The 26326-nt window shown below is 68.6% G+C and carries 27 protein-coding genes and 2 pseudogenes; 14 read left to right on the top strand and 15 right to left on the bottom strand.

What is annotated here, in order from left to right; translation table 11 throughout:
• Positions 1-73 precede the first annotated feature (73 nt).
• Both purM and purN read left to right on the top strand, forming a co-directional pair.
• Positions 74-1111 (top strand): phosphoribosylformylglycinamidine cyclo-ligase, encoded by a 1038-nt coding sequence (gene purM, locus SGCZBJ_RS07465; RefSeq protein WP_101717440.1) that lies wholly within the window; start codon positions 74-76, stop codon positions 1109-1111.
• 120 nt (positions 1112-1231) lie between these two features.
• Positions 1232-1813 carry a phosphoribosylglycinamide formyltransferase gene (gene purN / locus SGCZBJ_RS07460; protein ID WP_101717400.1) on the top strand — a complete coding sequence of 194 codons (582 nt, stop codon included), beginning with the start codon at positions 1232-1234 and terminating at the stop codon, positions 1811-1813.
• A 5-nt stretch (positions 1814-1818) separates the two neighbouring features.
• Here purN and SGCZBJ_RS07455 read toward each other — a convergent pair whose 3' ends face one another.
• Positions 1819-2316 carry a hypothetical protein gene (locus SGCZBJ_RS07455; protein WP_101717399.1) on the bottom strand — a complete coding sequence of 166 codons (498 nt, stop codon included), beginning with the start codon at positions 2314-2316 and terminating at the stop codon, positions 1819-1821.
• A 72-nt stretch (positions 2317-2388) separates the two neighbouring features.
• Positions 2389-2808, bottom strand: a complete 420-nt coding sequence (ndk, locus tag SGCZBJ_RS07450; RefSeq protein WP_058350417.1) for a nucleoside-diphosphate kinase — start codon at positions 2806-2808, stop codon at positions 2389-2391.
• A gap of 88 nt (positions 2809-2896) precedes the next feature.
• Between ndk and SGCZBJ_RS07445 the strand changes: the two genes are divergently transcribed.
• Positions 2897-4771 (top strand): ABC-F family ATP-binding cassette domain-containing protein, encoded by a 1875-nt coding sequence (locus SGCZBJ_RS07445; protein WP_101717398.1) that lies wholly within the window; start codon positions 2897-2899, stop codon positions 4769-4771.
• Between the two features lie 78 nt (positions 4772-4849).
• The gene (locus SGCZBJ_RS07440) at positions 4850-5260 is read left to right on the top strand and encodes a hypothetical protein (protein ID WP_101717397.1); all 411 of its coding nucleotides are present in this window, start codon (positions 4850-4852) and stop codon (positions 5258-5260) included.
• A 162-nt stretch (positions 5261-5422) separates the two neighbouring features.
• On the opposite strand, the gene SGCZBJ_RS07435 is transcribed toward SGCZBJ_RS07440, so the two are convergent.
• The 4 genes from SGCZBJ_RS07435 to SGCZBJ_RS07420 form a co-directional block, all read right to left on the bottom strand.
• Positions 5423-7132 carry a cellulase family glycosylhydrolase gene (locus SGCZBJ_RS07435; RefSeq protein WP_101717396.1) on the bottom strand — a complete coding sequence of 570 codons (1710 nt, stop codon included), beginning with the start codon at positions 7130-7132 and terminating at the stop codon, positions 5423-5425.
• Between the two features lie 323 nt (positions 7133-7455).
• Positions 7456-7794, bottom strand: a complete 339-nt coding sequence (locus SGCZBJ_RS07430) for a peptidase inhibitor I78 (RefSeq protein ID WP_165799270.1) — start codon at positions 7792-7794, stop codon at positions 7456-7458.
• On the bottom strand, positions 7791-8249 hold the full coding sequence (locus SGCZBJ_RS07425; protein WP_101717394.1) for a DNA polymerase III subunit chi: 459 nt from the start codon (positions 8247-8249) through the stop codon (positions 7791-7793). The genes SGCZBJ_RS07430 and SGCZBJ_RS07425 overlap by 4 nt, the downstream gene beginning before the upstream one ends.
• Before the next feature lie 5 nt (positions 8250-8254).
• Positions 8255-9736 carry a leucyl aminopeptidase gene (locus SGCZBJ_RS07420; RefSeq protein ID WP_101717393.1) on the bottom strand — a complete coding sequence of 494 codons (1482 nt, stop codon included), beginning with the start codon at positions 9734-9736 and terminating at the stop codon, positions 8255-8257.
• Between the two features lie 250 nt (positions 9737-9986).
• On the opposite strand from SGCZBJ_RS07420, the gene lptF reads away from it, so the two are divergent.
• From lptF to SGCZBJ_RS07375, 9 genes are all read left to right on the top strand, one after another.
• The gene (lptF, locus tag SGCZBJ_RS07415; protein ID WP_101717392.1) at positions 9987-11126 is read left to right on the top strand and encodes an LPS export ABC transporter permease LptF; all 1140 of its coding nucleotides are present in this window, start codon (positions 9987-9989) and stop codon (positions 11124-11126) included.
• An 11-nt stretch (positions 11127-11137) separates the two neighbouring features.
• Positions 11138-12229: an LPS export ABC transporter permease LptG gene (gene lptG, locus SGCZBJ_RS07410; protein ID WP_420808152.1), complete on the top strand. Its 1092-nt coding sequence runs from the start codon at positions 11138-11140 to the stop codon at positions 12227-12229.
• A 28-nt stretch (positions 12230-12257) separates the two neighbouring features.
• Complete coding sequence (locus SGCZBJ_RS07405) at positions 12258-14663, top strand: LPS-assembly protein LptD (protein ID WP_240621447.1); 2406 nt, start codon at positions 12258-12260, stop codon at positions 14661-14663.
• 156 nt (positions 14664-14819) lie between these two features.
• Complete coding sequence (locus tag SGCZBJ_RS07400) at positions 14820-16163, top strand: peptidylprolyl isomerase (RefSeq protein WP_101717389.1); 1344 nt, start codon at positions 14820-14822, stop codon at positions 16161-16163.
• Entirely contained in the window at positions 16160-17161 is a 1002-nt protein-coding gene (pdxA, locus tag SGCZBJ_RS07395; protein ID WP_101717388.1) for a 4-hydroxythreonine-4-phosphate dehydrogenase PdxA, read from the top strand. Before SGCZBJ_RS07400 ends, pdxA begins: the two co-directional genes overlap by 4 nt.
• A 42-nt stretch (positions 17162-17203) precedes the next feature.
• Positions 17204-18037 (top strand): 16S rRNA (adenine(1518)-N(6)/adenine(1519)-N(6))-dimethyltransferase RsmA, encoded by an 834-nt coding sequence (gene rsmA, locus SGCZBJ_RS07390; protein ID WP_101717387.1) that lies wholly within the window; start codon positions 17204-17206, stop codon positions 18035-18037.
• A 52-nt stretch (positions 18038-18089) separates the two neighbouring features.
• The gene (locus SGCZBJ_RS26355) at positions 18090-18329 is read left to right on the top strand and encodes a response regulator (RefSeq protein WP_101717386.1); all 240 of its coding nucleotides are present in this window, start codon (positions 18090-18092) and stop codon (positions 18327-18329) included.
• 5 nt (positions 18330-18334) lie between these two features.
• Positions 18335-18493, top strand: a complete 159-nt coding sequence (locus tag SGCZBJ_RS26350; RefSeq protein ID WP_165799269.1) for a response regulator — start codon at positions 18335-18337, stop codon at positions 18491-18493.
• Positions 18494-18512: 19 nt separating this feature from the next.
• Positions 18513-18911 carry a response regulator gene (locus tag SGCZBJ_RS07375; protein ID WP_101717384.1) on the top strand — a complete coding sequence of 133 codons (399 nt, stop codon included), beginning with the start codon at positions 18513-18515 and terminating at the stop codon, positions 18909-18911.
• Between the two features lie 17 nt (positions 18912-18928).
• Here SGCZBJ_RS07375 and SGCZBJ_RS26485 read toward each other — a convergent pair.
• The 9 genes and pseudogenes from SGCZBJ_RS26485 to fabD form a co-directional block, all read right to left on the bottom strand.
• Positions 18929-19035, bottom strand: a pseudogene (locus tag SGCZBJ_RS26485) (hypothetical protein); the annotation flags it as partial.
• Positions 19028-19684 (bottom strand): guanylate kinase, encoded by a 657-nt coding sequence (gmk, locus tag SGCZBJ_RS07370; protein ID WP_101717383.1) that lies wholly within the window; start codon positions 19682-19684, stop codon positions 19028-19030. The gene gmk and the pseudogene SGCZBJ_RS26485, both read right to left, overlap by 8 nt.
• A complete protein-coding gene (locus SGCZBJ_RS07365) occupies positions 19674-20555 on the bottom strand; it encodes a YicC/YloC family endoribonuclease (RefSeq protein WP_101717382.1) in 882 nt (293 codons plus the stop codon). Before SGCZBJ_RS07365 ends, gmk begins: the two co-directional genes overlap by 11 nt.
• A gap of 2 nt (positions 20556-20557) precedes the next feature.
• Complete coding sequence (gene mltG / locus SGCZBJ_RS07360) at positions 20558-21646, bottom strand: endolytic transglycosylase MltG (protein WP_420808151.1); 1089 nt, start codon at positions 21644-21646, stop codon at positions 20558-20560.
• A gap of 10 nt (positions 21647-21656) precedes the next feature.
• Positions 21657-22937, bottom strand: coding sequence for a beta-ketoacyl-ACP synthase II (gene fabF / locus SGCZBJ_RS07355; RefSeq protein ID WP_101717381.1), 1281 nt, complete (start codon positions 22935-22937; stop codon positions 21657-21659).
• A 175-nt stretch (positions 22938-23112) separates the two neighbouring features.
• On the bottom strand, positions 23113-23352 hold the full coding sequence (locus tag SGCZBJ_RS07350) for an acyl carrier protein (RefSeq protein ID WP_007672577.1): 240 nt from the start codon (positions 23350-23352) through the stop codon (positions 23113-23115).
• Positions 23353-23514: 162 nt separating this feature from the next.
• Complete coding sequence (gene fabG / locus SGCZBJ_RS07345; RefSeq protein ID WP_101717380.1) at positions 23515-24255, bottom strand: 3-oxoacyl-[acyl-carrier-protein] reductase; 741 nt, start codon at positions 24253-24255, stop codon at positions 23515-23517.
• 35 nt (positions 24256-24290) lie between these two features.
• Positions 24291-24379, bottom strand: a pseudogene (locus SGCZBJ_RS26480) (hypothetical protein); the annotation flags it as partial.
• An 18-nt stretch (positions 24380-24397) separates the two neighbouring features.
• Positions 24398-25342, bottom strand: a complete 945-nt coding sequence (fabD, locus tag SGCZBJ_RS07340) for an ACP S-malonyltransferase (RefSeq protein WP_101717379.1) — start codon at positions 25340-25342, stop codon at positions 24398-24400.
• A 169-nt stretch (positions 25343-25511) separates the two neighbouring features.
• Between fabD and SGCZBJ_RS07335 the strand changes: the two genes are divergently transcribed.
• Positions 25512-26051: a peroxiredoxin gene (locus tag SGCZBJ_RS07335; protein WP_101717378.1), complete on the top strand. Its 540-nt coding sequence runs from the start codon at positions 25512-25514 to the stop codon at positions 26049-26051.
• Positions 26052-26326 lie beyond the last annotated feature (275 nt).

The following is a 26326-nucleotide window of genomic DNA, read 5'->3' as shown; positions in this document are numbered from 1 at the left end:
GAGCAGCCACTTTTCTGTCCCAAAGCGCCGAACAAGGGTCGCCGAGGGCCTGGAACCACAGATGAGCGACCCGATGAGCGATCCGAAGACCGACCAATCCGGCGGCCTGACCTACGCCCAGGCGGGCGTGGACATCGATGCCGGCAACGCCCTCGTCGACGCGATCAAGCCGCTGGCCAAGGCGACTCGCCGTCCGGGCGCGGAAGCCAGCCTCGGCGGCTTCGGCGCGCTGTTCGACCTCAAGGCCGCCGGCTACGAGGACGCCCTGCTGGTGACCACCACCGACGGCGTCGGCACCAAGCTGCGCATCGCCATCGACGCGGGCATGCACGCCACGGTCGGCATCGACCTGGTGGCCATGTGCGTCAACGACCTGCTGGCGCAAGGCGCCGAGCCGCTGATGTTCCTGGACTACTTCGCCACCGGCAAGCTCGACGTCGAGACCGCCAAGAGCGTCGTCGCCGGCATCGCCGAAGGCTGCAAGCTGGCCGGCGCGGCGCTGGTGGGCGGCGAAACCGCCGAAATGCCGGGCATGTACGGCGACGGCGAGTACGACCTGGCCGGCTTCTCGGTCGGCGCGGTCGAGCGCGACGGCGTCCTGCCCAAGCTGGACAAGCAGCGCGCCGGCGACGTGATCATCGGCATCGGCTCGTCGGGCCCGCACTCGAACGGCTATTCGCTGGTGCGCCGCGTGGTCGAGCGCTCGGGCCTGGCCTGGGACGCCCCCTGCCCGTTTGAAGACGGCAAGACGCTGGCCGAGGCCCTGATGGCCCCGACCCGCATCTATGTGAAGTCGATCCTGCCCCTCCTTCAGTCGGGTCGGGTCAAGGGCGGCGCCCACATCACCGGCGGCGGCCTGATCGAGAACCCGCCGCGTTGCATCGCCGAGGGCCTGGTTCCCGAGTTCGACTGGAACGCCTGGCCCCTGCCGCCCGTGTTCGAATGGCTGCAAGAGGTCGGCCAGATCGACGCCCATGAACTGCGCCGCACCTTCAACTGCGGCGTCGGCTTCATCCTGATCGTCGCCCAGTCGGACGTCGAGCCGGTGCTGGCCGCCCTGCTGAACGCCGGCGAAGACGCGTTTGTCTGCGGCCAGCTGGCCAAGGCCTGATCGGCTGAGTGAAATCCTCGTCCTTCGACAAGCTCAGGATGAGGATTTCAGTTCAAGCGCCTCAGTAGCCCTCATCCTGAGCCCGTCGAAGGACGAGGGCGGTTCCACGAAAGCCGCCGCGTGACCACCAGAACAAAAGTCGCCGCCCTGATCTCGGGCCGGGGCTCCAACATGGAAGCCCTGGTCCGCGCCGCCCAGGACCCGGCCTGCCCGTTCGAGATCGCTCTGGTTCTGGCCAACAAGGCCGACGCCGGAGGCCTCGCCACGGCGCAGGCCGCCGGGATCGAGGCGCTGTGCGTCGAGAGCAAGCCGTACGGCAAGGACCGGCAGGCGCATGAACGCGCGGTCGATGCGGCCCTGCGCGAGCGCGGGATCGAGGTCATCGCCCTGGCCGGCTACATGCGGATCCTGACGCCCTTCCTGGTCGACGCCTGGGAAGGCCGGATGCTGAACATCCATCCGTCCCTGCTGCCCAAGTATCCGGGCCTCGACACCCACGCCCGCGCCATCGCCGCCGGCGAGGCCGAGGCCGGCTGCACCGTGCACCTGGTCACGGCGGGCGTCGACGAAGGCCCGATTCTAGGCCAGGCCCGCGTGGCGATCGAGACCGGCGACGACGATCATGCCCTGGCGGCGCGGGTGCTGGTGGAAGAACACAAGCTCTATCCGGCGGTGCTGAGCGCGTTCGTGCGGGGGCTTTAAGGCGCTCAGTCCGCCGGAGGCCCCTTGCAAGCGCGATCCACGCCGTAGAGCCCGTCCGGGTCCGCTGCTCGCAGAGTTGCGCACGCCTTCCAGGCGGCCTCCCAATCCATTTCCTCGCTGAGCGCACCGTCTCGCCCGTAAAACCGCCAGATGGGCAGCGCGGACGCCACGGATTCGTAGACCGCCTCTTCCAGCGTGAAGAACCAGGCGCTGTCCATGCCGATCGATCCCTCGCCGCCCCCGTCGTCGCGTGTCCAGACCAGACCCCATGGGTTGGCCGGGCCGAAACCCTGTTCGCAATAGGCGATGGCCACCCTGGAACGGGCGAGGTCCTCGACGATGGTCCAGCAGACGTACTGCTGGCCAGGTTCGCCATAGTCCCAGTCGCGCAGGATCGGCCTGGGTTCGACAAGCAGGCTCCTGACGTGATCCCTGACCCTTGCGTCGGCGATCGCCTCCAGCTCGCGCTCCACAAGCCCGCTCAGGCTCTTGGCGTCGATCATTCCCGCGCTCCAAAAACAAAAAGGCCGGCGGGTCGCCCCGCCGGCCTTTTCATAACCTAAAGCTCGAAAGCCTTAGCCGACGATGTCGGCGTCGGTGAAGAACTGGGCGATTTCGATGCCGGCGTTCTCGAGGCTGTCCGAACCGTGGACCGAGTTTTCGCCGATCGACAGGGCGAACAGCTTGCGGATGGTGCCTTCGGCGGCGTTGTCCGGGTTCGTAGCGCCCATGACTTCGCGGTACTTGGCCACGGCGCCTTCGGCTTCCAGGACCTGCACGACGACCGGCTCGGCGGTCATCTGGGCGACGAGTTCACCGTAGAACGGGCGCTCGGCGTGGACTTCGTAGAATTTCTTGGCCTGAGCTTCGGTCAGGTGGACGCGACGCTGGGCGACGATGCGCAGACCAGCTTCCTCGATCACGGCGTTGATCTTGCCGGTGATGTTGCGGCGGGTCGCGTCGGGCTTCAGGATCGAGAAGGTGCGTTCGGTCATTCCGAAAATCTCACAGAGAAAGTTTGTGAATTGGGAGGTTGCGGGCTTATAGCCGTGCGCCTCCTCCCCGCCAACCCCGCGTTCCCAGATGCTTCAGATCAACGACCTTACTTTTGACGCCTGGGGACGCCGGTTCTTCGAAAAGGCGACCGTCAGCCTGCCGCCCGGCGCGAAGGTCGGCTTGATCGGCCGCAACGGCGTGGGCAAGTCGACGCTGTTCAAGCTGATCCTGGGCCATCTGGTCGCCGCCGGCGACGAAATCAGCCTGCCCAAGAACGCCCGCATCGGCTCGGTCGACCAGGAGCACCCGGCGACGCCCGTCAGCCTGCTCGACACCGTGCTCGAGGCCGACGAGGAGCGCCATGCCCTGCTGACGCGCCTGGAGACCGCCGATCCGGAGGAGATGGGCGAGATCTGGGGCCGGCTGATCGAGATCGACGCCGACTCGGCCCCGGCCCGGGCCTCGGAAATCCTGGCGGGCCTCGGCTTTTCCCAGGACGACCTGCAACGGCCGATGAGCGAGTTCTCGGGCGGTTGGCGGATGCGCGTGGCCCTGGCCGCCGCGCTGTTCGCCGAACCCGACATGCTGCTGCTCGACGAACCGACCAACTATCTCGACCTGGAAGGCGCCCTCTGGCTGGAAGCGCGGCTGAAGAAGTACCCGCACACCGCCCTGATCGTCAGCCACGACCGCGAACTGCTCAACAACAGCTGCACGCACATGCTGCACCTGGCCGGCGGCAAGCTGGAGCTCTATGTCGGCGGCTACGACGACTTCGAAAAGCGCCGCGCCGAAAAGGCTCGCCTGCAACTGTCGGCGAAAGCCAAGCAGGACGCCGAGCGCGCCCACCTGCAGGCCTTCGTCGACCGCTTCAAGGCCAAGGCCTCCAAGGCCGCCCAAGCCCAGTCGCGCATGAAGCGCCTGGCCAAGATGGAGCCGGTGGCGACCACCATCGAGGAGCGCGTCGCGCCCTTCACCCTCCCCTCGCCGCCCAAGCCCCTGGCCCCGCCGCTGATCCGGCTGGAGAAGGCCGACGTCGGCTACGAGGCCGGCCGCGCGATCCTCAAGAGCCTCAACCTGCGCATGGACCTGGACGACCGCATCGGCCTGCTGGGCGTCAACGGCGCGGGCAAGTCGACCTTCGCCAAGATGATCGCCGGCGCGCTGGACATCCAGAAGGGCGAGCTGCACCGCGACAAGAAGATGAAGGTCGGCTGGTTCCACCAGCACCAGATCGAGGCGATGGATCCCAAGGACACGCCGCTGGAGATCGTCCGCCGGGCCATGCCGGACGCCAGCGAATCCTCGCGCCGCTCGCGCCTGGCCCAGTGGGGCCTGAACTTCGACAAGCAGGACACCACGGTGGCCAACCTGTCGGGCGGCGAGCGCGCCCGCCTGCTGCTCAATCTCGTGGCCATGGACGCCCCGCACGTCCTGATCCTGGACGAACCGACCAACCACCTCGACATCGACAGCCGCCGGGCCCTGCTCGACGCGCTGAACGACTATGAGGGCGCTGTGCTGCTGATCACCCATGACCGCTCGCTGATGGAGCTGGTGGCCGATCGCCTGTGGCTGGCCGCCGACGGCAAGGTCGTGCCGTTCGACGGCGACATGGACGACTACGCCAAGTTCGTGCTGGAGCGCGCCAAGCAGGCGGTGAAGCCCACCCAGGTGGCGCGCGAACCGGCCAAGACGGAGGCCGCCTCCCCGGCCGCTCCGAAGAAGGTCGCCGTCGAGCCCCTGCGCCGCAAGGTCGAGGCCGCCGAGCAGGTGATGAACCGCAAGACCCGCGACCTGGCCGAACTGGAAGCCCAGCTGGCCGACCCGCAGCTCTATGTGAAGACGCCGGCCAAGGTTCCGGAGCTGGAAAAGCGTCGCGACAACGCCAAGGCCAAGCTCGACGAGGCCGAGGCCGCCTGGATGGAGCTGGCCGAACAGCTGGCCGAGGCCGAGGGCTAGATCCGCAACTCTCGGTAAACGCCAGTAAACCAAGAGCTTTAGCCGTTCCGACAGACCTTCGGGCCTATCAATGCGGCCATGACCGCAGCCCTTTCCAGCCGCAACCACGTTGTCGCCAACCCCGAAGGGTTGTCGGCCGCCGCCGTGCTGGAAGCCTTCGCGACCTGGCTCGACCAGCGCCTGGCCGAGGCCACGCGGCTGGAGATGGACCTGGCCTTCCGCGACCGTCCGTTCGACGTCGAGATCGGCCGCACGCCCGCCCTGGTGGGCTGGGAGCACCGCTATCTCGCCCCGGGCGCCGCTGCCCCCAAGGGCAAGATGTGGACGGTCTATCGCCTGCACGACCAGACCGGCCGCCCCAGCGAACTGGCGACGGCGCGCGCCCAGGCCGACAAGCTGGAAGACCTGACGCCGCTGCTTGGCGAGCTTGGCTATCTGGGCGTCTTCGACGGCGAGGCGGCTATGTTCCCGGGCCTGGGCAAGCGCTAGCGGCGCTTACGCCGAGCTTCCTCCGCTTCGTACGCCTCGAGCGCCTTGGCGATGCCAGGCCAAGCCGGCGATCGATCGCGCTGAAACTCGTATTGCATGCCGCCAACGGCCGTCCAGCTGCGCTGGAAGGCGATATGGACGTCGCAGGGGGGGCCCCTCTCCCTATGGGAGAGGGTTCAGGCTCACAGACACCGCCTCCGCCGCGCCGTCGGACTTCAGCACCAGCACGTTGGTCCCGGCCAGCAGGCCCACCGAACCGCCTGAGGCTGCGCCGGCGCCGCCATTGGCCGACACGGTCATCGGTCCCCGCCCCTCGATACGCACCGCATAGGTCCCGGCCCGGTCGGCGGTGACCGTGTAGCGCAGCCATTCGCCGGCGGTGAAATCGGTGACGCCCTTGCCGTCGAGGGCGATGTCGACGCCGTCGTTGCGGCCGGTGCGGCCGTTGTTCCAGAGCGTGCGTTCGCCGCCGGTGGCGACGTGGTAGTTGGCGGCGTCCTTGTCCCAGTAGGCCTTGCCGATGGGGCCGAGGTCGTAGTCGACGGCCCTGATCGTCCCGCCCTTGGCGGCGATCCGATGCGGCTTGAACGGCCGGGCCGTCGCATCGTGCGGCTGGCGCAGCATGGCGTCGAGCACGTCGGGATAGGCGGTGTTGTTCTCGAAGCGCACGTCGTGCGAGGCCAGCTTCATCAGCACCGCATAGGCCTTGTCGGCCGAGACGGGCGCCATGGCCTCGCCCGTCAGGGTGGCGGCCACGGCGTCGTAGTCGGGGCCGACCTCGATCTGCAGGGGCTGGTTGAAGCCGATCTTCTTCTGGGGCCAGAAGGCCCAGCCGACGCCGTGGCTCTCGACCAGCCGGATCGCGTCGGCGAACCAGACGTTGGAGTTCTCGCCCGACTCGCCCAGCCACACCGGCAACCCGGTTTCCTCGCGCAGCTTCAGGAACGGCTCGAGGGCGGCCTCGTCGTTGCGGTTCCAGTACTTGTGGAACGACAGGGCCATGTTGCCGTCCCACGGCTTGCCCATGCTCTTGTAGTTGTTGCCCCAGCAGTTGCCCTCGATGATCACCAGGTGGCGCTGGTCGACCTCGCGGATGGCCGCGGTGACGCGGCGCTGGAAGTCCCAGAGCAGGTCCTGCTTCTCGTCGCCGCAGCCGTTCTTCGCAGCCGGCTTGTCGAAGTCCCAGTTGGGCTCGTTGAGGACGTCGTAGGCGCCGATGGCCGGCTCGTCCTTGTAGCGGTCGGCGAGCTTCTTCCAGAGGGCGATGGTCTTGCGCTGGTTCTCCGGGCTCTCCCACAGCGACGGCTTGGCCGGATCGCGGTCGGAGATGGCCAGGTCGTTGCCCTGCCCGCCCGGCGCGGCGTGCAGGTCCAGGATCAGGTGCATGCCGGCGGCCTTGGTCCAGGCCAGGAGGTCGTCGATGCGCCTGAAGCCGTCCTCCTTCCAGGTGTCGGCGCCGGGAACGGGCTCCTGGTCGGCCGGCAGGGTCAAGAGCGCGTAGTGCATCGGCAGGCGCACCGAATTGAAGCCGGCGGCGGCCATGTAGTCGATGTCGGCCTTGGTGGTGTGGTTGTCGAGCCAGGCGGTGTGGATCGCCGCCTCGCGGTCGGCGCCGACCAGGGCCGCGACCTTGCCGCGGATGACGTGCTCCTGTCCCAGCTTGGACAGGCGCAGCATGTAGCCCTCCTGCAGCATCCAGCCGCCCAGGCCCATGCCGCGCAGGATCACCGGCGCGCCGGTCTCGTCGACGATGCGGCCGTCTTTCGCCTTCAGCCATTGAAGCCCGGACGGCGGCGCGGCGGGATCGGCGGCGAAGGCGGAGGAAACGGCCAGCAACGAGGCGGCGGCGGCCAGGACGGCGGCGAACTTCATGCTCAAACTCCCCAGGCGCGCACGGCTGGTTGGGAGCGCCGCGACGTCGCGCGGAGACTTGGCCCGGGGACTTGGATTCTGTCTAGATGGACTCCGCATTTGTCCATCAGGACAAATGGTTAGGCGAAAATGCTAAGCATCCACCGTGCTCGTCATCCGGCCGCAGCGAAGCAGAGAGCCGGGACCCAGAGGCGGCGCGCAACGACGCGGCAACCGCCGAAAATGCGAACCTCATCGCCGCGCCCGGCCCCCCCCCCTGGCCCCCGGATAAGCGCTGCGCGCTTTCCGGGATGACGACCTTTGAGGGAATGGTGGAAACAGCCTCAGCCGCACTTCACCTGCTGCACCACCCCGGTGTCGGGGTTGAACAGGATGTTCAGGCGGTCGGCGCGGTAGTCCATGGTCACCGGGCAGGTGGTGCAGGCCACGCGCCAGCGCGAGGGATCGACCGGGGCCGGCAGCTGGGTGCGGTTCTTGCCGACGAAGGCCTGCGCCTCCTTGAGGCCGCACTGGTCCTTTTCAGGCTCGGGCGGCTTGGGCAGGGCGATGGCCGGCGGTGCCACGGGGGTTTCCGGCGGCGGCGGCGGCGCGGGCTCAGGCGTGCTGGTCGAGCAGGCCGCCAGGACCATCGTGGCGCCCAGAACCATCAGGAGCCGCTTCATGCCTTCTTCTCCCATCCGCGTTCGGCCTGCTGCCAGTAGGACACCGGGTGGCCGGCCGCCTTGAACGCCTTCCAGCGGCCCCGCGCCAGCCGCAGGGCCTCTTCGTCACGACCGTCGAACAGCAGGATGCAGCGGGCGAAATCGCCCAGATCCCCCGGCTCGGCGCCGTCGAGCAGGAACAACGCATCGCCGCCGTTCGGGTTGTCGAGGGCGGCGCTGAGCAGCACCGGCTGGCGTTCGGCCAGCGGCTCCTCGGCCAGGCCGTGCGGCAGGAAGCTGTCGTCGCGAAAGGTCCAGAGGTGGGCGTCCAGCGCGTTGAGGCGCGCCGGGTCCGCTCCCCGGACCAGAGCCTTCCAGCCGCGCCCCAAGGTCTTTTCCAGAAGCTCGGGCAGCACCTGCTCGGCGCTGCTTCGCTCCAGGTGGTAGAACCAGATCTCGCAGGGCGCGGCGCTCAAGAAGGTCAGCCCTCGTAGGCGTCGGCGACGAGGCGGTTGAGCAGGCGCACGCCGAAACCGACCGCGCCGTCCGGCACGGTCGGGTCGGACGAGCCCTTGCGCCAGGCGGTCGAGGCGATGTCGAGGTGGGCCCAGGGCACGCCGTTGACGAAGCGTTGCAGGAATAGGCCCGCCGTGATCGAGCCGGCCGGGCGGCCGCCGATGTTCTTCATGTCGGCGATCGGGCTTTCGATCTGCTTTTCGTAGGCCTTGGGCAGCGGCAGGCGCCACAGCGGCTCGCGCTCGGCGTCGCCGGCGGCCAGCAGCTTCTCCGACAGGCCGTCGTTGTTGCTGAACAGGCCTGCATAGTCGTTGCCCAGCGAGATGATGATCGCGCCGGTCAGGGTGGCCAGGTCGACCATGAACTTCGGCTTGAAGCGGTCCTGCGTGTACCAGAGGGCGTCGGCCAGAACGAGGCGGCCTTCGGCGTCGGTGTTGATGACCTCGATGGTCTGGCCCGACATCGAGGTGACGACGTCGCCGGGACGCTGGGCGTTACCGTCGGGCATGTTCTCCACGAGGCCGAGCACGCCGATGGCGTTGACCTTGGCCTTGCGGCCGGCCAGGGCGTGCATGACGCCGGCCACGGCGGCCGCGCCGCCCATGTCCCACTTCATGTCCTCCATGCCGTCGGCCGGCTTGATCGAGATGCCACCGGTGTCGAAGCAGACGCCCTTGCCGACGAAGGCGATCGGCTGGGCCGACTTGTCGGCCGCGCCGTTCCACTTGGCGATGACCAGCTGGCTTTCGCGGACGCTGCCCTGGCCGACGCCGAGCAGGCTGCCCATGCCCAGTGCGGCCATTTCCTTCTCGCCGAGAATCTCGACTTCGAGGCCCAGGCTTTCGAGGCCCTTCACGCGGGCGGCGAACTCTTCCGGATGCAGGATATTGGCCGGTTCGGAGACGAGGTCGCGGCTGAACAGGATGGCGTCGGCGATCGGCTCGAGCGCCGCGAAGGCCTTCTGGGCCTTGGCCGGGTCGGCGGCGGCGACCTTGACCGTGGCGACCGAGGGCTTCTTCTCGGCCTTTTCGGTGGTGCGGTACTTGTCGAAGCGATAGGCGGCCAGCTTGACGCCGAAGGCGACGCGAGCGGCGGTCTCGGCGTCGCCGCCGAGCTTGAGCAGCAGCTCGGTGACGCCCGAGGTCTTGACCGCGTTGTAGGCGTGGGCGGCGGCGATCTCGACCGTCTCAGGCTCGACGACGCCGGCGCCGTCGACGCCGATCACCACCACGCGGGCGGCGTCCAGGCCGGCCGGGGCGACGATGTCGAGCACCTGGCCCTTGGCGCCGATGAATCGGCCGCCGGCCGCGGCGCGGGCGATGGCGCCGCCAGCGGCGTCGTTGACGGCCTTGGCCTCGGGCGAAAGGGCCGCCGCCTCGTAGGCGAGAACCGCAAGGGCGGCGGTGGCGCCGGCCTGGCTGTCGGCGGGGACGAACTCGATACGCATTGAGCGCTCCTCAGGAAGCGGGAGATCCGATCACGGCGCGGCCTCAAGAAGGCCGCGATCCGACGCGACAGGACGTGAACGCCCGGCATAGTCCATGCCGATCCTTGGGAAAAGACCGTCGCCGTTCACAGCCCCGTCACGCCGTCCCACATGATGTCTTCGGTTGTGCCAAGCCGAGCCAGACGTGTAGAACACGCCAACGCCGGGGTTCGCCGCGCGAATCCGTGAAGCCCCCGAAATCACCCCCTGCATGCGCCTGATCGAACGCTATCTCTTCCGACAGCTGGTCGGGCCGACCATCCTGGCCACCGCGGCCCTGGCGGCGCTGGCGCTGCTGGCGCGCAGCCTTTCGGAATTCGACATCCTGGTCGAGCAGCGCCAGACGGCGCTGATCTTCGCCAAGATGATCCTGCTGGCCCTGCCGCAGCTCCTGAACATCATCATGCCGATCGCTCTGTTCGTGGCCGCCCTTGTGGCGCTGAACCGCCTGCACACCGAGCAGGAGATCGTCGTCTGCTTCGCCGGCGGCATGAGCCGCTGGCGTGTCATCTCGCCGGCCATGCGGCTGTCGGTGTTCGCGGCGCTGATCTCTCTGGCCCTGGGCCTTTGGGCGCAGCCTTGGTCGGCGCGGCTGATCCGCGAAACGGCCTTCGACATGAAGACGGACCTGGCGTCGACCCTGGTTCGGCCCGGTGAGTTCACCGAACCCGGCCCCGGCCTGACGGTCTACGCCCAGACCATCGACCGCGACAACCTGATCAAGAACCTCTTCATCCACCAGGAAAAGCCCAACGGCGGCTCGGTCACCTATACGGCGCGCGAAGGCGTGATCGCCAAGCGCAACGACCTGCCGGTGCTGATCATGCGCAAGGGCTCGAACCAGGAGTTCTCCAGCGCCGGCGTGCTGAACTACCTGTCGTTCGAGGAATACGTCTTCGACCTGTCGACCCTGTTCCAGAGCGACGAGCTGCTGCACTACAAGATCGCCGACCGCTATCCGCACGAGCTGTTCTTCCCGGACATGACCCAGGACTGGGAGCAGCATAACCGGGTGAAGATGCTGGCCGAGGGCCATTCGCGGCTGGCCAGTCCGCTCTACAACATCGCCATGATGGCCATGGCCCTGGCCGCCGTGATCGGCGGCTCATTCAGCCGCATGGGCTATGGCAAGCGCATCGCAGCCGTCGGCGCCGCGGCCGCCGTGGTGCGGATCCTGGGCTTCGGCGTCCAGGCCGCCTGCGACGACCAGGCCTGGCTGAACATCCTGCAATACGCCGTGCCGATCGCCGCCACCTGGTGGGGCCTGGCGCAGATCTTCCGCCAGAAGGTCCAGCGCTACGTCCCGATCAGCACGAGGGGCGGCCTGCAGCCGCTGGGAGGCGTGTCGTGATCGGCATCGGCATGCTCGAGCGCTACGTGCTGCGCAAGACGCTGGCCTCGCTGGGCGCGGCCCTGGCGGTGCTGGGCGCGCTGGTGATGCTGATCGCCTTCGTCGACATCACCCGCAACGTCGGCACGCGTTCGGAAGACGCGGGCTTTGGCCAGCTGCTGTACCTGACCGTGCTGCAGGCCCCGGCCACCCTGCTGACCCTGACGCCGTTCATCTTCCTGTTCGGCACCCTCGGCGCGTTCGTCGGCCTCAACCGCCGCAGCGAGCTGATCGCCATGCGAGCGGCCGGCGTCTCGGCCTGGCGCTTTATTTTGCCGGCGGCCTTCGCGGCCTTCGCCATGGGCGTGGTCACCGTCACCCTGCTGAACCCGCTGACCTCGGCGATGAGCGCGCGGTTCGAGACCGAGCGCGACGCCCTGCTGGCCGGCTACCTGAAGAACGCCCCCAAGGGCGCCTGGCTGCGCCAGGGCGACGACAAGCGCCAGATCGTCATTCGAGCCCGCATGCGCGACATGGTCGACGGCGCGGTGCGCCTGCGCGGGGTCTCGTTCTTCGTCTACGACGTCAAGCCGGACGGCAGCCTGGTGTTCACCCGCCGCTATGAGGCGGCCGAAGCCCGACTGGAGCCCGGTTTCTGGCGCCTGACCGGCGTCAGCGAGGCCACGCCCGGGGCCGGCGCCCTGCGCTCGGAAAGCGCCTCGGTGCCGTCGGACCTGGACGAGCGCACCGCGGCCGATCGCTTCAAGAACCCGCAGGCCGTGGCCTTCTGGCGCCTGCCCGAGACGATCACCCGCACCGAAGCGGCCGGCTTCTCGGCGACGCCGTTCAAGATGCGCCTGCAGCAGATGCTGGCCACGCCGCTGCTTTTCGCGGCCATGTCGATCCTGGCCGCGGCCTTCTCGCTGCGCCTGATGCGACTGGGGGGCCTCGCGGCCCTCGCCGGCTCTGGCGTTGCGCTCGGCTTTGGCTTCTTCTTCTTCAACGAACTGTGCGGCGCGCTCGGCAAGGCCGACGTCCTGGGGCCGATCCTGGCCGCCTGGACCCCTCCGGTCGCGGCGCTTTTGGCGGGGCTGACCCTGCTTTGCTATACCGAGGATGGTTGAGTCTGTGACGCCGGCATCGAGGCCCCTGATGATCGATATAAGCCCAGCGCCGGGCGCGGCTGTTCGCAAGCTGCTGATGGCCGGCGTCGCCTGGCTGGCCGTGGCCGCCGCAAACGGCGTCGCCCAGGCCCAGCAGCCGCTCGCCACGATTCCGGAAGTCCCGGCCAAGCCGGCGGCGCCCGACGATGGCCTGGGCGACCAGGGCTACTATCTCGAATCCGACCTGCTGATCCGCGACGACGCGTCCCAGACCATGACGGCGCGCGGCTCGGTCGAGGTCCGCTACCAGGGCCGCACCCTGCGCGCCCAGGAAGTGATCTACGACACCAAGACCGGCGTGGTGACCGCCCACGGCAAGGTTTCGATGATCAACGCCGATGGAACGGCCCAGTTCGCCGACGACCTGACGCTGGACAAGGACATGCGCGCCGGCTTCGCGCGCAACTTCTCCACGCGCATGGACCAGAACGTGAAGATAGCGGCCGCCACCGCGATCCGTCGCAACGAACAGGTCACCGAGCTCAACCAGGCGATCTACACGCCCTGCGACGTCTGCGCCGAAAAGCCCACCCCGACCTGGTCGATCGAGGCCGACAAGGTGGTCCAGGATAAGAACCGTCAGATCGTCTACTATCACGGCGCCAAGCTTCGCCTGTGGGGCGCGCCGCTGCTGTACCTGCCGCTGTTTTGGCACCCCGACCCGCAGGCGCCGCGCAGCTCTGGCTTCCTGACGCCAAAGGTGGGCCTGTCGCAACGCCGCGGCCTGTCCTACCAGCAGCCCTACCTGCAGGTGATCTCGCCCTCGCAGGACGTGATCATCAGCCCGCAGATCAACACGAAGGTGAACCCCTTCCTGAACGTCAACTACCGCAAGCGCTTCTACTCGGGGATGCTCGAGGCGCGCATGGGGGCGACGTACGAGAAGGAGTTCGACAACCGCGGCAATCGCTTCGGCGACGCCACGACGCGCAGCTACATCCTGGCCAAGGGCGCGTTCGACATCGACGACAAGTGGAAGTGGGGCTTCAGCGCCGAGCGCGCTTCGGACGCCCTGATCTTCGACAAGTACGACATCAACGACGTCTATGAGCAGCGAGGCCTGTTCACGAGCGAGGATCACCGCCTGACGTCGCAGATCTATGCGTCGCGGCAGGACGACCGCTCATGGCTGTCGATCTCGGCCGTCTCGGTGCAGGGCCTGCGCGTGGTCGGCACCGACTCCACGACTGGCCTGGGCAACAAGTTCGAGAACAGCGGCGCTTTCCCGCTGATCGGCCCGCTGGTGGAAGGCCGCTGGGAGCCCGAATCCCCGGTGCTGTTCGGCCGCCTGCGGCTGCAGGGCTCGGGCGTGCTGCTCAATCGCTCGGAATCGCAGTTCGGCGAGTCGCCCTACGGCCTGCCGGCCTATCGCGGCCAGGACGGCGCCGACAGCGCGCGGGCCAGCGCCCAGGCCGACTGGCGCGCCAGCGCCGTCGTCGGACCTGGCCTGCGCATCCAGCCCTTCGCCCAGGTTCGCGGCGACGCCTACAAGATCAAGGGCGTCTACCTGACGACCGAGGCCCTGGCGGCCGGCGACGACGCCGAGGTCAATTACTCACGCACCATGGGCGTGGCCGGGGTCGACCTGAGCCTGCCGCTGTACAAGGGCCTCAAGAAGGGCGGCAGCGTCGTCCTCGAACCGCTGGTGCAGATCGCCACCGGTTCGGACAGCTCCAGCGTGCCCGTGGTCGTCGCCCGCAACGGCGCCACGACCTACCTCTACAACGAGGACAGCTCGGCCTTCGAGTTCGACGAGACCAACCTGTTCCGCACCAACAAGTCGCCGGGCTTCGACCTCTACGAGGGCGGCACCCGCATGAACGTCGGCGGCAGGGCTACCTTCAACACGGCCGACGGACGCGGCGGCAGCGTGCTGGTCGGCCGCAGCTTCCGCACCGAGTACGATCCCCTTCTGCCCGACCGCACGGGCCTGCGGGACAAGTCGTCCGACTGGATCGTGGCGGCCACCGTCACCCCGGTGCGGGGCATCAGCGCCTATGTCCGCACGCGTCTCGACTCCGACACCACCAAGATCAATCGCCTGGAAACCGGCGCCGACGCCTACACCTCGCGGATCCAGGGCTCGTTCCGCTACCTGAAGGACAATGTCGACTCCAACGGCGAGCGGCAGGAGAACTTCGAAACCCGCGGACAGCTGCAACTGACCAAGAAGTGGGCCCTGACGGCCTTCGGCCAGCTGGACCTGGTGGCCGAAACCTGGCGTCGCCGCGACCTGGGCGTGGCCTATACGGACGATTGCATCCGCATCGACATCATCTACCAACAGGAAGACCGCTATAGCTCGACGGTGAGCGGTCTCAGGCTCCAGCCTGACCGTTCGGTCGTCGTGCGCCTAACGCTCGCCACATTGGGTGATACAGGGTACAGCGACTAAGCAATCCTACGTCCGGGGGGACGTGCGGGCGTCCGCACGCGTCCCCGCGGCGCAACCAGACGCGACCGCCGAAGGCCTGCCCGAAGCTCTTCGCGTCAAAGACATTGAAATCGAGACCGGCCGGCCAAGCCGGGCTCCAGAGGAACGACACTACCCATGCGGTCTGCGCGTAGCGTGACGACTTTTGCGGCCAGCGCCGCGTCCATCCTCGCCCTGACCGTGGCGGGCCTTCCCGCCCAGGCCCGACAGGCCGCGCCGCTGGTCGACGCCCCGCCGGCGGCCGCCGCCGAGCCTCGCGCCAATCCGCTGTCGGAAAGCGTCGCTGCCGTGGTCAACGACGACATCATCTCGTCCTACGACCTGATGCAGCGCATGCGCCTGCTGATGGTGACCTCGGGCCTGCAGCCGACCCAGGAAAACCTGCCCCAGCTGGAACAGGAAGCCCTGCGCTCGCTGATCGACGAGCACGTGCAGATGCAGGAGCTGCGTCGCGTCGAGCGCGAACAGAAGATCACGATCATCTCGACCGAGAAGGAGGTCGACGAAGAGATCGCCAGCATCGCCCAGGGCAACAAGATGACCGGCGAGCAGCTGCTGGCCAGCCTCGCCGCCCAGGGCGTCAGCGCCGACACCTGGCGCGCCCAGATTCGCGCCGAAAGCAGCTGGCAGAACTGGATCAGCGGCCGCTACGGCTCGCGCCTGCGGATCGGTGAAGACCAGATCAAGGCCTTCGAGCGCCGCCTGGCCGATTCGGCCAGCAAGCCGCAGTACCAGGTCAGCGAAGTGTTCATCGACGCCGTGCGTGTCGGCGGCTCGGAAGTGGCGCTGAACGGCGCTCGCCAGCTGGTGACGCAGATGCAGCAGGGTGCGCCGTTCGCGGCCGTGGCCCGTCAGTTCTCGGCCGCCTCGACGGCCGCCAACGGCGGCGACGCCGGCTGGGTGAGCCCGGGCGAAATGCCGGCCGAGGTCGACGCCGCGCTCGAACAGCTGCGCCCCGGCCAGCTGTCGGCCCCGATCGCGGTCAAGGACGGCGTCTACATCGTCTATCTGCGCGACAAGCGCTCGGGCGCCAAGGCGACCCTGGTCGACCTCAAGCAAGTGGCCGTCGGCCTGCCCAAGGACGCCCCCGAAGCCGACGTCCAGGCCGCCACGGCCCTGCTGGCCGGCCTGAAGCCCAAGCTGACCAGCTGCCAGACCCTGGAAGCCGAGGCCGGCAAGGTGAACGGCGTCGTCGCCGGCGACCTCGGCGAAGCCGAGATCGGCGACCTGGCTCCGTCGTTCCAAGAGGCCGCCAACGCCCTGAGCGTCGGCCAGGTGTCGGATCCGATCCGCACCGACGCCGGGCTGCACCTGATCGCCGTGTGCGGCAAGCGCCAGTCGGGCGGCGGAACCCCGTCGCACGACCAGATCGAAAATCGCCTTAAGGGTCAGCAACTTGCGCTGATCTCCAAACGTTACCTGCGAGACCTACGCAACTCCGCCACCATCGAGACCCGGTGAAGACAGACACCCTGGCCCTGAGCGTCGGCGATCCCGCCGGCGTCGGGCCCGAAATCATCGCCAAGGCCTGGGCCGCCCTCCGCGAGAGCGGCCCGGTGTTCATGGCCGTCGGCGACCTGCAGAGCCTGGCCGCCGCCGGCGGCGGGGTGAAGGTGCGACCGGTGACCGGTCCGGTCGAGGCCGCCCAGGTGTTCTCCGAAGCCCTGCCGGTGCTGGACCTGCCCTTGCAGTCGCCGGTGGTGGCCGGCAAGCCCTCCAGCGCCCACGCCGGCCAGATCATCCGCTGGATCGAGACGGGCGTCGGCCTGGCGCTTTCCGGCGCCGTGGCGGGCCTCGTCACCGCGCCGATCGCCAAGGCCCCGCTCTACGAGGCGGGCTTCAAGTTTCCCGGCCACACCGAATTCCTCGCCGAACTGACGGCGCCGGCCCCTTTCGAGGGCGCCCGGGGCCCCGTGATGATGCTGACCGCCGGCGACCTGCGCGCCACGCTGGTGACTATCCACCAGTCAGTAGGCAGCGTGCCGGCTGCGCTGAGCATCGAGCGCATCGTCGAGGCGGGCCTCGTCACCGCCCAGGCCATGAAGACCGATTTCGGCATCGCCGCGCCCCGCCTGGCCGTGGCCGCGCTGAACCCCCACGCCGGCGAAGGCGGGGCGCTCGGTCGCGAAGAAATCGAGACGATCATCCCGGCCGTCGCGGCCCTGCGCGAACGCGGCGTCGACGCCCGCGGCCCGGCGCCCCCCGACAGCCTGTTCCACGCCGACGCCCGCGCGACCTACGATGCTGTGCTGTGCATGTATCACGACCAGGCCCTGATCCCGGTGAAGATGCTCGACTTCTGGGGCGGGGTGAACGTGACCCTGGGCCTGCCGATCGTGCGCACCTCGCCCGACCACGGCACCGGCTTCGACATCGCCGGCCGAGGCCTGGCGCGTCCCGACAGCCTGATCGCCGCCATCCGCCTGGCCGCCGACATCGCCGCGCGCCGCAACGCCTAGAGCCGGCTAGGCTTTCGAGGCGTTTGGCTCTAGAGGGAGGCGATGACGTCCCCTTCCCTCGCCGACCTGCCGCCGCTGCGTGAGGCGCTCGAGCGCCATGGCCTGCTGGCGCGCAAGAGCTTCGGCCAGCACTTCCTGCTCGACCTCAACATCACCCGCAAGATCGCGCGCCTGGCCGAGGTGGGTGAAGGCGACACGGTGATCGAGGTGGGTCCCGGCCCCGGCGGCCTGACGCGGGCCCTGCTGGAAACCGGCGCCAAGGTGGTGGCGGTCGAGAAGGACAGCCGCTTCCTGCCGCTGCTAGGCGAGTTGGCCGACGCGGCCGACGGCCGCCTGACCCTGGTCGAGGGCGACGCCCTGCGGGCCGACATGGCGGCGCTGGCGGATGGCGGCCCGGCGCACATGGTCTCCAACCTGCCCTACAACGTCGGCACCCAGCTGCTGATCAACTGGCTCACGGGGCCCTTCCGGCCGCTGTCGATGACCCTGATGTTCCAGAAGGAGGTCGCCGACCGCATCGCCGCCCAGGACAGCGACGACGCCTACGGACGCCTGGCGGTGCTGTCGCAGACGGTGTGCAGCGCCAAGGTGGTCATGGACCTGCCGGCCCGCGCCTTCACCCCGCCGCCCAAGGTGGCCTCGGCCGTAGCGCGCCTCGTGCCGCTGGAACCGGCGCCGGACAAGGCCCTGGTCTCCGCCCTGGAGCGGGTGACGGCGGCCGCCTTCGGCCAGCGCCGCAAGATGCTGCGTTCCAGTCTCAAGCCGATCGGCGGCGGCGCGCTGTGCGAGGCGGCGGGCATCGACCCCGACGCGCGGGCCGAGACGATCCCCATCGAAGGCTTCCAGGCCCTGGCCGCGGCCCTGCTGAAGGCCTGAGCAGGCTCGACCACGGCTTGCATTCGCCGGCGGGTGGAGGAATCTTCACCACATGCAGCCCGCCCCTGAGCAGCAACATCTGGTCCTGGTCGTCGACGACGACCCGCTGGTGACCGAGTTCGTCAGGTTTCGGCTGGAGATGGAGGGCTTCGCGGTGGAGGTCGCCCACAACGCCGAGGACGCCTTGACCGCCGCCCTGCGCCGGCCGCCGCACCTGTTCCTGCTGGACGTCGCCATGCCTGAGATCAACGGCCTGACGCTGCTGCGCCGCCTGCGGCCGGAAAGCGGTTGAAGGCCGTGCCGGCGATCATGATAACCGCCTCGGCCGACGGGGCGAACGTCAAGGCGGCCGTCGAGGCCGGCGCCGTCGGCTACGTCCTCAAGCCCTTCTCCGTCACCGACCTGCTGGCGCGGGTGCGGGCGGCGACCAAGAATCAGTCCCGCGTCTGGCTGTGACGCGTCCCCGGAGTTCCCCATGACCTCGCGCCCCCTGGCCCTGGTGATCGACGACGACCCGCTGATGCTGGAGTTCGTGTCGACCGCGCTCGAAGGCGGCGGTTTCGAGGTGGAGACCGCCGAAGACGCCCAGCGGCTGCTGGCTGACGTCCAGGACCGCCATCCGGCCATCGTGTTCCTGGACGTGCGCATGCCCGGCGAGACCGGGATCGAGGTGCTGCGCCGCCTGCGGGTCAGCGACTGGGGCCGCGAGGTGCCGGTGGTGATCATGACCGGCGAGCGGCGCCTGGACCGCGTGGTCGAGGCCATGAGCGCGGGCGCGACGACCTACATGATGAAGCCGTTCACGCCAGTGCAGATCGTGCTGCGGGCCCGCGAGCTGATCCAGCCGCGCGAGAGCGGCAGCTTTCATTACTGATTGGGGTGAAAACCTCACCCTTCGACAAGCTCAGGGTGAGGTTTTTCCGGCGCCGAGGCCTACCCTGATCCTCATCCTGAGCTTGTCGAAGGACGAGGATCACGCAATGAATCTGCTCAGATATCTTCCGCCAGCAGGTCGCCGACCAGGTCGCCGATCCAGGGGTTGCGCGAGCGTTTCTGGCGTTCGGCGTGGTAGATGTGGGCGAGGTCGGCGTAGGCCTTGTCGAAGTCGTCGTTGAGTACGACGTAGTCGAACTTCTCCCAGGCGGCGACCTCGTCCTTGGCACGCGACAGGCGGCGGGCGATGACTTCCTCGCTGTCCTGGCTGCGGGCGTGCAGGCGGCGGCTCATCTCGGCCAGGGACGGCGGCAGGATGTAGACCAGCACGCTGTCGGGACCGGCCTGCTCGTGCACCTTCATGGCGCCCTGGAAGTCGATGTCGAACAGCACGCTCTCGCCGCCCTCCAGCGCCTCCATGATCGGGGCCTTGGGGCTGCCGTAGTAGTTGCCGTAGACCTCGGCCCACTCGAAGAAGGCGTTCTCCTCGATCATCTCCTTGAACTTGTCCTTGGAGACGAAGTGGTAGTCCCGGCCGTCGTGCTCGCCGGGGCGCGGCTCGCGGGTGGTGGCGCTGATCGACAGGTGCAGGTCGCCATGGTCGGCCACCAGGCGGCGGGTCAGCGAGGTCTTGCCCACGCCCGAGGGGGCCACGACCATCAGGAGGAGGCCGCGGTGCTTGCGCCCGTGCTTTTCGGCCGGGTTATTCGACATTCTGAACCTGTTCGCGAAACTGTTCGATCGTGGCCTTCAGCTCGAGGCCGTGGGCCGTCAGCGCGGTCAGCGCCGACTTGCTGCAAAGGGTGTTGGCCTCGCGCATGAACTCCTGCGAGAGGAAGTCCAGGCGCCGGCCCGAAGCGCCGTCGCTGGCCAGCAAGGTGCGGGCGGCGGCGACGTGGCCGACCAGGCGGTCGAGCTCCTCGCGGACGTCGGCCTTGACCGCCAGGGCGGCGGCTTCCTGAAGAATGCGGTCCTGCGAGGCGCTTTCGCCCAGCAGTTCGGCCATGCGGCGCTCGAAGCGCTGCTTGAGGATGGCCGGCTGGCCCTCGGCCTCGGCGGCGGCGAGGCTGGTGAGGGTCTCGATGCGGTCGACGAGGCCCGTCAGCACGGGCGAGAGCGAAGCGCCCTCCTCCAGCCGCGCGACCTTCAGGCCGTCGAGGGCCTGGTGGATGCTGGCGGCTATGGCGGCTTCGAGGGCGGCGCGGGCCTCGGGATCCTCGTCGTCCTCGCGGACCTCGATGACGCCGCGCAGGGCCAGCAGGCCGTCGAGGCTGGGCTTGCCGACCATGCCGGTGGCCACATAGGGCGAACCGGCCTTGAGGTAGCGTTCCAGCACCTCGACATTGACCTGAGGCGCGGCGGCGGCCTCGGCCTTGCGGGCCTGGACGCCGAGCGTCAGCTGGCCGCGCTGGAAGCGGGCCTGGGCTCCGTCGCGGGCGGCGCGGTCGAGGCTTTCCAGGCCCGGCGGGCCCCGGAATCGGGTCTCGAGGTTGCGGCCGTTGACGCTGCGCGCCTCGACGGCCCAGCTCCAGTCGCCCAGAGCGCCCTCGACACGCGCGAACCCGGTCATGCCCGACAGCGCCATGGTCAGTTCCCTGCTGCTTCCGAAGCCTTGGCCTCACGCTCGATGCGACGCCACTGGGCGACGTTACGCTCGTGCTCTTCGTAGGTCCTGGCGAAGACGTGGCCGCCTGTGCCGTCGGCGACGAAGTAGAGCTCGTCGGTCTTGGGCGGATTCATCACCGCCGCCAGGGCCTCGCGGCCCGGATTGGCGATCGGCGTCGGCGGCAGGCCGGTAATCTTGTAGGTGTTGTAGGGCGTGACGGTGTCGAGTTCCGAGCGGCGCAGGCCCCGGCCCAGCGGCCGGCCGCGGGTGATGCCGTAGATCACCGTCGGATCGGTATCGAGACGCATCCCCAAGCGCAGGCGGTTGGTGAACAGCGCCGCCACCCGCGGACGCTCGCTGGCCAGGGCCGTCTCCTTCTCGACGATCGAGGCCAGGGTGACGGCCTCGTCCTTGGTCTGGAACGGCAGGCCCGCCTGGCGCTGCTCCCACAGGGCGTTCAGCACCTTGTCGCGGTCGTCCATCATCCGTTGCAGGACGGCGGCCCGCTCCTCGCCGCGCTCGACCTGGTAGGTCTCGGGCAGGACGGCGCCTTCCGGCGGGGTCGGCACGTCGCCGACCAGCACGGGCGAGCGCTGCAGGATCTCGACGACCATTTCCGAGGTCACGCCTTCGGGCACGGTGACCTGGTGGCGCACGACCTTGCCGTCGCGGACCATGGCCAGGACGGTGGAGAGCGAGGCGCGATTGGGGAATTCGTATTCGCCGGCCTTCAGCCGACGCGCCGCGCCGGTGACCTGGGCGGCGGTCAGGAACAGCGACGAGGAGTTGATGGCGCCGCCGGCTTCCAGGGCCCCGGCGATTTCCGAGACGCTGGCGCCGCGGCGGAGCACCACCGAGGTGTATTCACCGTTCTTGGCCTTGGGGCCCGGCCCGCTGTAGAGCCAGACAGCCCCGCCGCCGACGGCGAGAGCCGCGACCGCGGCGACCACGAGGCCGCCGCCGGCCATGGCGGCCAGGCGACGTCCCAGGGTGGCGGTCTCCCGCTTGCGGGCCTTCGACGCCCGCTTGGGCGCCTGGGCCTTCTTTTGCGGACGCGGCGGCTTGCTCACGAGACTTGGCTCACGAGATTTTACGGAACACGACGGAGGCGTTGGTGCCGCCGAAGCCGAAGCTGTTGGACACGGCCACGTCGATCTTCATCGGCACGGCCTTGTGGGGCGCCAGGTTCATCGGCACGTCGACGTCGGGATTGTCGAGGTTGATGGTCGGCGGGGCGATCTGGTCGCGGATGGCCAGGATCGAGAAGATCGACTCGATGGCGCCGGCCGCGCCCAGCAGGTGGCCGGTCATCGACTTGGTCGACGACATCACCACGTTCTTGGCGTGATCGCCGAGGAACGCGGCCACGGCGCCGGCTTCCAGGCCGTCGGCCATTGTCGAGGTGCCGTGGGCGTTGATGTAGTCGATGTCCGAGGGCTGGAGGCCCGCATCCTTGACGGCCGCCGCCAAGGCGCGACCGCCGCCTTCGCCGTTCTCCGACGGAGCGGTGATGTGATAGGCGTCGCCCGACAGGCCATAGCCGACCACTTCGGCGTAGATCTTCGCGCCACGGGCCTTGGCGTGCTCGTATTCCTCGAGCACCAGGACGCCGGCGCCTTCACCCATGACGAAACCGCCGCGATCCTTGTCATAGGGACGCGAGGCCTTCTCGGGCGTGTCGTTGAAGTCGGTGGCCACGGCGCGGCAGGCGATGAAACCGGCGATGCCGAGCTTGCAGACGGCCGCTTCCGCGCCGCCGGCGATCATCACGTCGGCGTCGCCGTACTTGATCAGGCGCGCGGCGTCGCCGATGGCGTGGGCGCCCGTGGCGCAGGCCGTGACGACCGCGTGGTTGGGGCCCTTGAAGCCGTACTTGATCGAGACCTGACCCGAGATCAGGTTGATCAGGGCCGAGGAGATGAAGAACGGGCTGACGCGACGCGGGCCCTTGGCTTCCAGTTCCAGCGCGGTGTCGGCGATGCTCGACAGGCCGCCGATGCCCGAGCCGAGGATGACGCCCGTGCGCCACTTCTGCTCATCGGTCTCGGGAACCCAGCCCGAATCCTTCACGGCTTCGTCCGCGGCGGCGATGCCGTACAGGATGAAGTCGTCGACGCGCTTCTGGTCGCGCGGGCTCATGGTCTGGTCGGGGTCGAACGAGCCTTCGACGTCCGGACCGCCACCGCCACGACCATCGACCCGCGGCACTTCGCACGCGACCTGACAGGCGTAGTCGGTCGGGTCGAAAGCGGTGATGCGACCCGCGCCGGACTTGCCGGCCACGATGTTCTTCCAGGACACTTCGACGCCCTGGCCCAGAGGAGTCAGCAGGCCCAGCCCGGTGACGACGACTCTACGCATGGATTGCTCCCAAACCTTCCGACGCGCCGGCCTGGACGAAAGGCGAAAGCCCTAGGCCAGGTTGCGGCGCGAATCTTGGCCACATACGAAAACCGCCGCGCGCACGATGGCAATAGCCCGTGCTGCGCGGCGGCTGATAGTCTTGTTCGCCCGTAAGGGTACGAACCCGACGCCCTTAGGCGCCGGTCTTTTCCGTGATGAACTTCACGGCGTCGCCAACCGTCTGGATGTGCTCGGCGGCGTCGTCCGGAATTTCGATGTCGAATTCTTCTTCGAACGCCATCACGAGCTCGACGTTGTCGAGGCTGTCGGCGCCCAGGTCGTCGATGAAGCTGGCCTTCTCGGTGACCTTCTCGGGATCGGCATCCAGGTGTTCGATGACGATCTTACGCACGCGCTCGAGAATGTCGGACATTCTGTTAGTCCCTCGTTTTGAAATCTGTTTACCCCCGGACGGTATGAAATCTGTTTCACCGTCCGTGAGATGTCGGGTCACCGCCTATCACGTTCCTTTTCGGGTGACCAGCGGGTCAGCCGCCAAGAAGCATGGCCGTTGTGGACCAAGGCGGGCGTTCGCCTAGATCATGGCCATGCCGCCGTTGACGTGCAAGGTCTGACCGGTGACGTAACCGCCCTGATCGCTGGCCAGGTAAACGCAGGCAGCGGCGATATCGCTCCCTTCGCCCAGCTTGCCGGCCGGGATGGTCGACAGGATGCCGGCCTTCTGCTGCTCGTTCAGGGCGTCGGTCATCGGGCTGGCGATGAAGCCGGGGGCGACGCAGTTGACGGTCACGCCGCGGCTGGCCAGTTCCTGGGCCAAGGCCTTGGAAAACCCGATCATTCCGGCCTTGGAGGCCGCGTAGTTGGTCTGGCCGGGATTACCGGTGACGCCCACGATCGAGGTGATGCCGATGATGCGGCCGGCGCGGCGCTTCATCATGCCCTTGGCGGCGGCGCGGGCCAGGCGGAAGTAGCCTTCCAGGTTCACCTTGATGACGGTGTCCCAGTCCTCGTCCTTCATGCGCACGATCAGGCCGTCGCGGGTGATGCCGGCGTTGGCGATGACGATGTCGAGCGGGCTGCCTGCGGCTTCCTCGGCCTTGGCGACCAGGCCGTCGACGGCTTCGGCGTCCGACAGATTCGCCACGACGAACGAGGCGCGCTCGCCCAGCTCGTTCTTCAGCTCGGTCAGCGCCGATTCGCGGGTGCCCGAGAGCACGACGTGGGCGCCCTGGCCGTGCAGGGCGCGGGCGATGGCGCCGCCGATGCCGCCGGTGGCGCCGGTGACGAGGGCGGTCTTGCCGGTGAGGTCGAACATTTGAGTTCTCCGGTTCGGAGGGATTGGGGTGCGTGATCCTCGTCCTTCGACAGGCTCAGGATGAGGACCCGAATGATCCGCCGTGGACATTAGCCCTCACCCTGAGCTTGTCGAAGGGCGAGGGCTAACCACGACGTCTACTTCAGAGCGACTGGGCGAACGCTTCCAGGTCGGCCGGGCTGTTCAGCGGGGTCGCCTCGGCGTCCGGGGCGATGCGCTTGGCCATGCCCGACAGCACCTTGCCGGCGCCGGCCTCGGCGAAGCGGGTGACGCCGCCCTCGCCGGCCAGCCAGGTCATGCTTTCGCGCCAGCGGACGCGGCCGGTGACCTGCTCGACCAGCAGCTTGCGGATGACGTCCGGGTCGTGGACCGGGGCGGCGGTGACGTTGGCCACCAAGGGCGCGCGCGGGGCCAGGATCGTGGCGCTGGCCAGGGCGGCGGCCATCTCGTCGGCGGCCGGCTGCATCAGCGGGCAGTGGAACGGCGCCGAGACGTTCAGCGGAATGGCGCGGGCGCCCAGTTCCTTGGCCTTCTCGATGGCCTTGTCCACGGCGGCCTTGGCGCCGGAGATCACGACGTTGCCGTTGTTGTTGTCGTTGGCCACGACGCAGACGCCGACTTCCGAGCCGGCGGCGGCGGCGGCCTCGGCCAGGGCGATGTCGGTCTTGGGACCGATCAGCGAGGCCATCGCGCCCTCGCCCACCGGCACGGCGCGCTGCATGGCCTGGCCGCGCAGCTTCAGGAGGCGCGCGGTGTCGGCCAGGCTGATGGCGCCGGCGGCGGCCAGGGCCGAATATTCACCCAGGCTGTGACCGGCGACGAAGGCGGCGCGGTCGATGCCGACGCCGAATTCCTTCTCCAGCGTGCGGGTGACGGCCAGCGAGACGGCCATCAGGGCCGGCTGGGCGTTCTCGGTCAGGGTCAGGTCGCCCTCGGGACCTTCGCGCATCAGTTGGGACAGCTTCTGGCCCAGGGCGTCGTCGACTTCCTGGAACACCTCGCGGGCGGACGCGAAGGCCTCCGCCAGCTCGACGCCCATGCCGACCGATTGGCTGCCCTGTCCCGGGAAGATGAAGGCGATGCTCATGACGGCCCGCTCCTCTAAAATTCAATGTCTTGGGCGCGGAGGGTTAGGGGAAAGCCGGTGACTGGGCAAGCCGGACCGCTGTTTTGCCGATACTTGCTTTCCGTAAGGGTGCGTCCACATTGCGGGCCACGCCGTAGCTGAACGCGCAATCCCTCTCGGAGCCCGTACGATGAAACGCCTCGCCCTCGCCGCCTCGCTGGCCGCCCTCGGCCTGCTGGCCGCCGCTCCGGCTCTCGCCGCCCTGAAGCCCGGTGACAAGGCTCCCGACTTCACCGCCCCCGGCGCCCTGGCCGGCAAGGACTTCGAGTTCAAGCTGAGCAAGGCCCTGAAGAAGGGGCCGGTGGTGCTCTATTTCTTCCCGGCCGCCTATACCTCGGGCTGCACGGCCGAGGCCCACGAGTTCGCCGAGGCGACGCCCGAGTTCGAAAAGCTGGGCGCGACCGTGATCGGCGTCACCGGCGGCAATGTCGACCGGATCAAGGACTTCTCGAAGGAGCACTGCCGCGACAAGTTCGCGGTGGCCGCCGCCAGCCCGGCCCTGATCAAGGACTACGACGTCAAGCTGCCCCTGAAGGACAACATGTCCAACCGCACCTCCTACGTCATCGCGCCGGACGGCAAGATCCTGCTGGCCTACAGCGACTTCAACTTCCAGGGCCACGTGACCAAGACCATGGACGCGGTGAAGGCGTACAAGGGTAAGAAGTAGGGGCGACTTCCCGTCCTCCCTTCAATCGTCATCCCGGCCCCCCGGGTCGCGCGAAGCGCGCCCGAGGACAGGCTCCGCGAAGCGAAGAGCCGGGACCCAGGGGCGGCCGCAATGCCCCGGCGAGCGCTTTGGGCGCTTGATCCGCCCGCCGCGCCCAGTCCCCTGGGTCCCTGTGTATTGCGATGTAGGTCGGGCGGTCGCCTGATGGCTGGCGGGCGCAGCTCGTTGGGTCCCAGGCGTCACAGGCCGTGATCCGGCAAGGGCGCGTCCGCCAG

The sequence above is a fragment of the Caulobacter zeae genome (assembly GCF_002858925.1).
Classification (GTDB): domain Bacteria; phylum Pseudomonadota; class Alphaproteobacteria; order Caulobacterales; family Caulobacteraceae; genus Caulobacter; species Caulobacter zeae.
The sequence above is the reverse complement of the archived record's forward strand: the minus strand, read 5'-3'. Positions and strand labels throughout refer to the sequence as shown.